Annotated in this window: 8 protein-coding genes and 3 pseudogenes; 3 read left to right on the forward strand and 8 right to left on the reverse strand. The window is 26.2% G+C overall.

From position 1 onward, the window contains the following. The first annotated feature begins 1,216 nt into the window (after positions 1-1,216). The 3 genes and pseudogenes from ACEW7V_RS00430 (at position 1,217) to recA (ending at position 3,106) form a co-directional block, all read left to right on the forward strand. On the forward strand, positions 1,217-1,516 hold the full coding sequence (locus tag ACEW7V_RS00430; RefSeq protein WP_374695529.1) for a CDP-alcohol phosphatidyltransferase family protein: 300 nt from the start codon (positions 1,217-1,219) through the stop codon (positions 1,514-1,516). Continuing rightward, the gene (locus ACEW7V_RS00435) at positions 1,513-1,695 is read left to right on the forward strand and encodes a hypothetical protein (protein WP_374695530.1); all 183 of its coding nucleotides are present in this window, start codon (positions 1,513-1,515) and stop codon (positions 1,693-1,695) included. The genes ACEW7V_RS00430 and ACEW7V_RS00435 overlap by 4 nt, the downstream gene beginning before the upstream one ends. 392 nt (positions 1,696-2,087) lie before the next feature. Continuing rightward, positions 2,088-3,106: pseudogene (gene recA, locus ACEW7V_RS00440) on the forward strand (recombinase RecA). 164 nt (positions 3,107-3,270) lie between these two features. Here the strand turns inward: recA and ACEW7V_RS00445 are convergent. The 8 genes and pseudogenes from ACEW7V_RS00445 to ACEW7V_RS00480 form a co-directional block, all read right to left on the reverse strand. Continuing rightward, positions 3,271-3,414, reverse strand: a complete 144-nt coding sequence (locus ACEW7V_RS00445) for a hypothetical protein (protein WP_374695705.1) — start codon at positions 3,412-3,414, stop codon at positions 3,271-3,273. Beyond that, positions 3,410-3,778 (reverse strand): hypothetical protein, encoded by a 369-nt coding sequence (locus tag ACEW7V_RS00450; protein ID WP_374695531.1) that lies wholly within the window; start codon positions 3,776-3,778, stop codon positions 3,410-3,412. Before ACEW7V_RS00450 ends, ACEW7V_RS00445 begins: the two co-directional genes overlap by 5 nt. Positions 3,779-3,940: 162 nt before the next feature. Continuing rightward, entirely contained in the window at positions 3,941-4,663 is a 723-nt protein-coding gene (locus ACEW7V_RS00455) for a DEAD/DEAH box helicase (protein ID WP_374695532.1), read from the reverse strand. Between the two features lie 32 nt (positions 4,664-4,695). Next, entirely contained in the window at positions 4,696-4,902 is a 207-nt protein-coding gene (locus ACEW7V_RS00460) for a DEAD/DEAH box helicase (RefSeq protein ID WP_374695706.1), read from the reverse strand. Positions 4,903-5,488: 586 nt separating this feature from the next. Beyond that, entirely contained in the window at positions 5,489-5,617 is a 129-nt protein-coding gene (locus ACEW7V_RS00465; protein WP_374695707.1) for a hypothetical protein, read from the reverse strand. 67 nt (positions 5,618-5,684) lie between these two features. Continuing rightward, positions 5,685-6,017, reverse strand: coding sequence for a hypothetical protein (locus ACEW7V_RS00470; protein WP_374695708.1), 333 nt, complete (start codon positions 6,015-6,017; stop codon positions 5,685-5,687). A gap of 67 nt (positions 6,018-6,084) precedes the next feature. After that, a pseudogene (locus ACEW7V_RS00475) lies at positions 6,085-6,475 on the reverse strand (AAA family ATPase). 530 nt (positions 6,476-7,005) lie between these two features. Then, positions 7,006-7,194, reverse strand: a pseudogene (locus ACEW7V_RS00480) (IS3 family transposase); the annotation flags it as partial.

The following is a 7,194-nucleotide window of genomic DNA, read 5'->3' on the forward strand; positions in this document are numbered from 1 at the left end:
TTATATTGATTTCAAAACCTTCTTATATACTATTATTATAACACATTGATAAATGCAGGCGTTTTATATACATAACATACTGTTATTATTTTCGAGTAATTATTTACAATTAAAAGATACATTATAAAACTCTACATTTATCTACATTTAAAAAATTAAATACCACATTTATAAATAAATTTTGTCAAAACATATTTAAATTTAATTTTATCAGCTTATAATAAAAAATTAGCAAAATGTTTTATATTTTTTGCGTTGTACTACGGTACCTGGTTCATTAGTATAAACAAATATATAATTGCAATATTGTAATAAATTTTATATTTTGATATAAATATGTTAGCTATTTTGCATTGCAATAATTTCAATCAAATCAACTAATAATAAAATACTAAAATAATATTAAATAATCATAAATACTTTGCGATAAATGTTTTCTATATTTATATATATAAAATATAATTAATATAATAAAGGATAAGCAATACTAGCTACTGTATTGCGGACAGTAGTAGTATTAGCTAGTATTGCTTATCCTTTGTTATATTAATTATATTTATATATATAAATATGAAAATATTTATCATAAATATTTATGATTATTTAATATTATTTTAGTATTTTTTATTATTAGTTGATTTGATTGAAATTATTGCAATGCAAAAATAGCTAACATATTTATATCAAAATTATAAAACATTTTTTAACTATTGCGGTGCCCTCTGATTTGTTTATGCTAATAGTTGGGTGCCGTGAGATTTTTAAACACAAAAACTATAAAAACATTTTGCTAATTTATTTTTATTATAAACATTTAAAAATTAAGTTAAATATGTTTTATTTATACAAAATTTATTTATAAATGTAGAACAAATTTAATTTACTTTTTAAATGTAGATAAATGTAGAGTTTTTATAATGTATCTTTTAAATGTAATAATTACTTCAAAATAATAACAATTATGTTATGTATATAAAAACACTTACTAAAAACATTTATCAATAATGTTATAATAATAGTATATAAGAGGTTTTGAAAATCTTATTTTTGTCCTTAAACATTTACTATTTTTATTTTTTGATATTCAAAGAAATGATTTATTCTTTTTCAACCATATTTAATTAAACAAAAATATGAGTTTTTTTACAAAATTACTATAGGAGTAATGTATGTTTCCTTTGTTGGCTAATTTAATTACTGTTTTTAGATTGTTTTAGTGTTTGTGCTTTTGCCTTTGATGTGTGTATGTAGTGAAAGTGAGCCTGAATTTGCTAATGTTTTGACTTTTCAAATTATCTTTATAGTGGCTGCTATTACTGATTATTTGGATGGTTATATAGCTAAAAAATATCAACAACAAACTGTTTTTGGTAAGTTTTTTGATCCTATTGCCGATAAATTATTAGTTATTATCACACTTTTTTATATTTGTCAATGTCGTTTGTCTGCTACGCAAGGAACTTTTTATTTGCAGATACTCAAATGCCTAAAAAATTTTTTACTGCTGTTATTATGATTATAGTGATTAGAGAATTTTTAGTAACAGGAATAAGATTGGTAGCTTCTAATAAAGAAGGAGTTGTTATTAGTGCATCTTTTTGGGGGCAAAGCCAAAACCGTTTTTACATTCGTTGCCATCATTTGCCTTTTTTGGGTTGTATACTTCTTCTACTTTTGTTTGTGATGCAAATTTAAAAAAATGGTTTAGATATCTAAGTAATATAGGTGATATTTGCCTGCTTGTTTCAGTTGTTTTAACTATTGTTTCTGGTTTGGATTATTTTTTTTTAAAAATTATAAAATTATTCAGGTAAAAATTTTGCTCCTGGAGTAATTCATTTTTGATCTCGCTGTACCCTATTTTTTAAAATATTTATTGCCTAGTTTTTGGGGTTCGGTGAGATCTTTATTTTGTTACTGCTGTTTTTATTATATTTTAAAATCTGTCTTTTATATATGTTTCTAAATTTTACATTTATCTTTAATAATTATTTTCATCTTGCTCTTTTATCTTTATTATTTTACTTACAATATTTAAAAATTATATTTCATCAAAACTAAAATAAAAAACCAAAGGAAAATTATTTATGCAAAATACACAAAACAAAAACGATTTAGAAGACACTATTAAGTATATTGAAAAAAGTTTGAAGGTAAAGGTAGCATTATGCAATTCAACTCCAAAACTCATAAAGGAATTGAATCTATTTCTACTGGTTCTTTGTCTTTGGATATCGCCTTAGAAATTGGTGGTTATGCTAAAGGAAGAATTATTGAAATTTATGGTCCTGAAAGTTCAGGCAAAACTACTTTAACTTTTTCATGCCATTTCAGAGGCTCAAAAAAGGGAGGTAATGTTGCTTTTATTGATACAGAACATGCCTTAGACCCAGGTTATGCAAAGGCTATTGGAGTAAATCTTGATAAACTTTTTAATCTCACAACCTGATTCAGGTGAAAAAGCTTTAGATATTGCTTGTAGATTAATTGCAAGTAGCAAAATTAGTCTTTTGGTAGTTGATTCTGTAGCAGCATTCGTTCCTGAGTCAGAATTAGTAGGCGATATAGGTAATAAGGGCTATGCGTTTGCAAACACGAATGATGGGGCAAGCCATGCGTAAACAGTCAGGAATCATTAATAAAACTGATACAGTTGTTATCTATATTAATCAACTTAGAGAAAAAAAAACAGGATGGTTTTTGGTAATCCTATGGAAGTAACTCCAGGTGGTAAAGCCTTAAAATTTTTTGCTTCTTTGCGTTTAGACATTAGAAGAGCAGAAACCCTTAAACAAGGGGACCAAGTTGTAGGGATTCGTTCCAAAGTAAAAGTAGTTAAATCCAAACTTTCACCTCCTCTTAAAACTGCTACTATTGATATTATTTATGGTAAAGGTATTGCTAAAATGATAGAAGTAATTGATTTAGCAACTAACCTTAATTTGATTCAAAAAAGAAGTGGTTCTTGGTATAGTTTTAAAAGATGAAAAAAATTGGTCAGAACAGAGAGTGTTAAAAATATTTAACTAATAATCCTAAAATTTATAATCATTTGGTTGCTGAAATTAAAACAAAATATATATTAGCAATTAATCTAAATTATTAATTGAAATTCATTGATTTTTTATTTTTATTTTAAATTATGCAAATATAAGAAAAAGCTAGCTTGTTGAAGCTAGCTTTTTTGTTATTATTAAATTATTATTTTGTTAATTTATTAGTTTTTAATCTTTTTTGTTAAGAATTAAAGTTTTGTTTTGGAAACGAATATTAGTTTTTGCTTTTCATTTGATTCCAAAAACGACTTGCTACTTCAAAAATAGTTTCCTGAGTTAAGTGTTTGATATTGCCAATATTTTTGCCATAAATTTGGAAATGGTCTTTTAATAATTTTAATAATATTGGAGGATTAATATTGTCTTTTTTTGCCTAAATTAATAATAACTACTTCTATAAAGTTGCTATTTGCTCTTTGGTAAGAGTTATTGCCGTAATAGTTGTTAGAACCATAAGAACCACCAGATTCACCACCAAAACGTGATCTGTTAAAAGAATTGTTAGTAGTCATTTTTGGAGGAATGATGTCAGTGTAATTTCTTTCTTTTGGTAAAAAGTTTTTCAATAATCCTTGGATAATTTCTTCAGAAGAAAAAGTTTCTAATAACTTTTGTGCTAATGGATTTGGAGTAGCGTCTTCGTTGTTTTTTTCAATGATGTTTAATAGCTTTTTTTCTAAATCTTTGGCATTTTGTAATTTGATGCTTTGAACAGAAGGCATATCTAGTAAAGTAATTTTTTCTTTTAAGTAGTATTCTAATTTTTTAAGTTGGCTTACTTTTCTTGGGCTAATTAAACTGTAAGCTAAACCTTTTTTGCCAGCTCTTCCAGTTCTTCCGATACGGTGAACATAAACTTCGTCTTCGTGTGTGGTAAGTCATAGTTAATTACCATTTTTATGTCCAGAAATGTCAAGTCCTCTTGCAGCTAAATCAGTTGCAATTAAGATTTTGATTTTGCCTTTACGGAAATTATTCATTACATATTTTCTTTGATTTTGTTTTAAATCGCCGTGAACTGCATCAGCTAAAAAGCCTTTGTCTTGAAGGTAGGCTGTAATTTCGTCAACATCTTTTTTAGTGTTTGCAAATAAGATAGCTGAATAATCTTTTTTAAGTCTAGTAAACATTACTAATAATTTAGCTTTGTCAACTTCTTTTACCAAAAAGTAATTTTGTCTGATTGCATTAACTGCAATGTTTTTAACAGGAACTTTTTTTTTTTGTAGGATTTTAGTGTCTTTTTGGTATTTGCTTGCTATTTTTTTAATAAATGGAGGTAGAGTTGCTGAGAATAAAACAGTTTGTCTTTCTTCTGGAATCTTTTTTAAGATTGTTTCTAAGGCTTCTTGGAATCCCATTTTTAACATTTCATCTGCTTCGTCAAGAGTTAGAATTTTTAGTGCTGAGAGGTCGATTTTACCTCTTTCTAGATGGTCAATTGCACGTCCAGGAGTAGCAATAATTAAATGAGGTTTAGCTTCTAGGGCTCTAAATTGTTTGGTGTAAGATTCACCACCATAAACAACAGCGATTCTAATTTCTTGATAAAATCTTAGTAATTTTTTAATTCTTCGTATACTTGGAGAGTTAATTCTAGTAGGCATAAAATTAAACTTTGAGTTTTTGGATTTTTGGTTCAATTTTTTCGATAATGGGAATACCAAAAGCAAAAAGTTTTTCCTGTTCCTGTTTGAGCTTGTCCAATTACGTCGTGTCCTTTTATAATTTCTGGAATTACTAATGCCTGAATTGGAGTAGCATCAATAAAATTGAGTTCTTTTAAAGCTTTTTTAGTTTTAGCTCCTAAAAATAGGTAATTGTCTCGAATAAAGTATTCATAAATTCCTCATCTTTCTTTTTAATTTAAAAATTAAATTATACAGATATAAATATAAAATGTTTGCTAAGTGGCACAAAAAACACTAAACTCCTTTTTATAAGATATTTTTAAACCCTTTATGATTTCAAGTTATTGTTTGAGTTGCTAAATAATTAATAATCTTGAAAAAAGGAATCATTTTAAAAACTATCAACTGTGTATTTGCTTTCATTTTTACTTTAAGTAAAAAAGTTGTAAGACTTAATATTTTTAGTTAAGAACCTAATAAAAAGTATTTTGGTATTTTGCTTTTATAACAATTATGGTTGGAGTAATAATTTTATTTGTGAAATAAAGTTAAATAATTGTTCAAAAGTAAAAAGTTACACTAATTTATAATAGTTTTTTGATTTGTAACATTTAATAATTTTTTTACTGCATCTTTAATATTATACTTTATTATACTTGTAAATTAATAAAAACAACTATGTTGGAATTAAAAAGTGTCTTTTTGTTGCTTTTTATTATGTATTTGTTGCTGAAATATTGGAGGTAATAAATAAAAATAAGACTCTCATTTATTGGAGAGAGTCTTATTTAGTATATTTTATTATGAAAGTTTATCTATTTCTTCTTTAGTGATTGTTTCTTGTTCTAATAATAAATTAGTAATTTGATCTAATAAGTCTTTATTTTGTGAAATAATTTCTTTTGCTTTAGTATAAAATTTTGCAATAATTTTTTGATTTCTAAATCTATTGCTGTTTTATCGGAAAATCAGAATCCTGGCTCATACCCTAAAATACTCATACCATAATGAAAATTAATAAACGATTCATTTTTTTTACTTGTCTAAAATCATCATAAGCCCCATTAGAAACTTCATTAAAAATTATTTCTTCAGCTACACGGTCCGCCCAAATAAGATGTAATTTGATGTCTAGCATTTTTATCAGAAGTAAAAAGTTTCTTTTCTGCAGCATTATTAAATTATAGCCACCAGGTACATCTCGAGGTGAATAGCTGAAGTTATTTTTTGTACCTTTTTTGTGCGTATTTAAGTTTTTAATCCGAATAACGGCATGTCCTGCTTCATGATAAGCTAAATGTATTTTTCGTTCTTCTTCGTTGTATTTGATTGATTTTTGGTGAAAAAATTAATCAAAAACAGATTATCAATTGCTTCTTCTAATTCTTCTAAAGTAATTATATTTTTTTATTTCTTACAGCCAAAATTGAAGCCTCATTTAGAACAGCTCCAAAGTTGTGCTCCTGACATGTCTCCGGAGTTTGTTTAGCAATAGAATGTAAAATCAATGTTAACATCAATTTTTTTATTTTTTTGGCATGAACTTGTAAATTGCTTTTCTTGCTTTTTACATCAGGAACTACAATAAATTGTCTGTCAAATCTTCCTGGACGAAGCAAGGCAGAATCTAGCATATCAGCTCTATTAGTTGCAGCCACCATAATAATACCTTTGTGATTTAGTAAACCCATCCATCTCAGTTAATAATTGGTTGAGATTTGATCTTTTTCTTGCCTCCTCCTCTAGAATCATGACCCTTTTGCCTCCTAAAACATCTATTTCATTAATAAATAAAACACAAGAAGCATTATATTTAGCTTATTTAAATACCTTTACACGAGGCCCCAACTCCTACATATCTTTCTACAAATTCAGAACTAGATACTGCATAAAAATGAAAATTCTGCTTCTCCCGTAAGAGCTTTTGCAAAGTAAGGTTTGCCAGTACCAGGAGGAATTCGATAATAATACTTCAGACCATTGTTCTGCTTTAGAGCATTTTTTATTTAAAAATCACTCTTTAAGACTTAAAATTAAATAGATAATTTCATATCTTTTCAAATTAACAAATAATTTCATTACACTTAAAAAGTGTCTAATGTTTTTTCATAATTTGCTAGTTTCAAAAGATATTTTTTTTAATATTTTATCCCTACACTATATATATAGGCCGAAAAAATGAAAAAGTCACCATAAAAACGAAATTAATTAAATTTTTTTACGCAATAATGCGGAATTTGTTGTTTTTGGTAGAAAAAAATGTACAACAAAACAACCTTTTTCAAAGGTTATAATTTTATATATCCATAATTAAATATTTATCTAAAAGTTTGAAAGTATTGCAAAGGAGAAAAATTGTTTAATTTAGTTAAAATCCATTTATTATTCCAAAAAGAAGTAAATTGTTTTATTATTTTTTTGATTTTACTTGGTGTTTTTTGGAATAAAAAGGGATGTTGGTTGGATAAAATACTTTTCATCTTGGCCAAAAGATTTTCAATGACAGT

The organism is Areca yellow leaf disease phytoplasma (assembly GCF_041920595.1).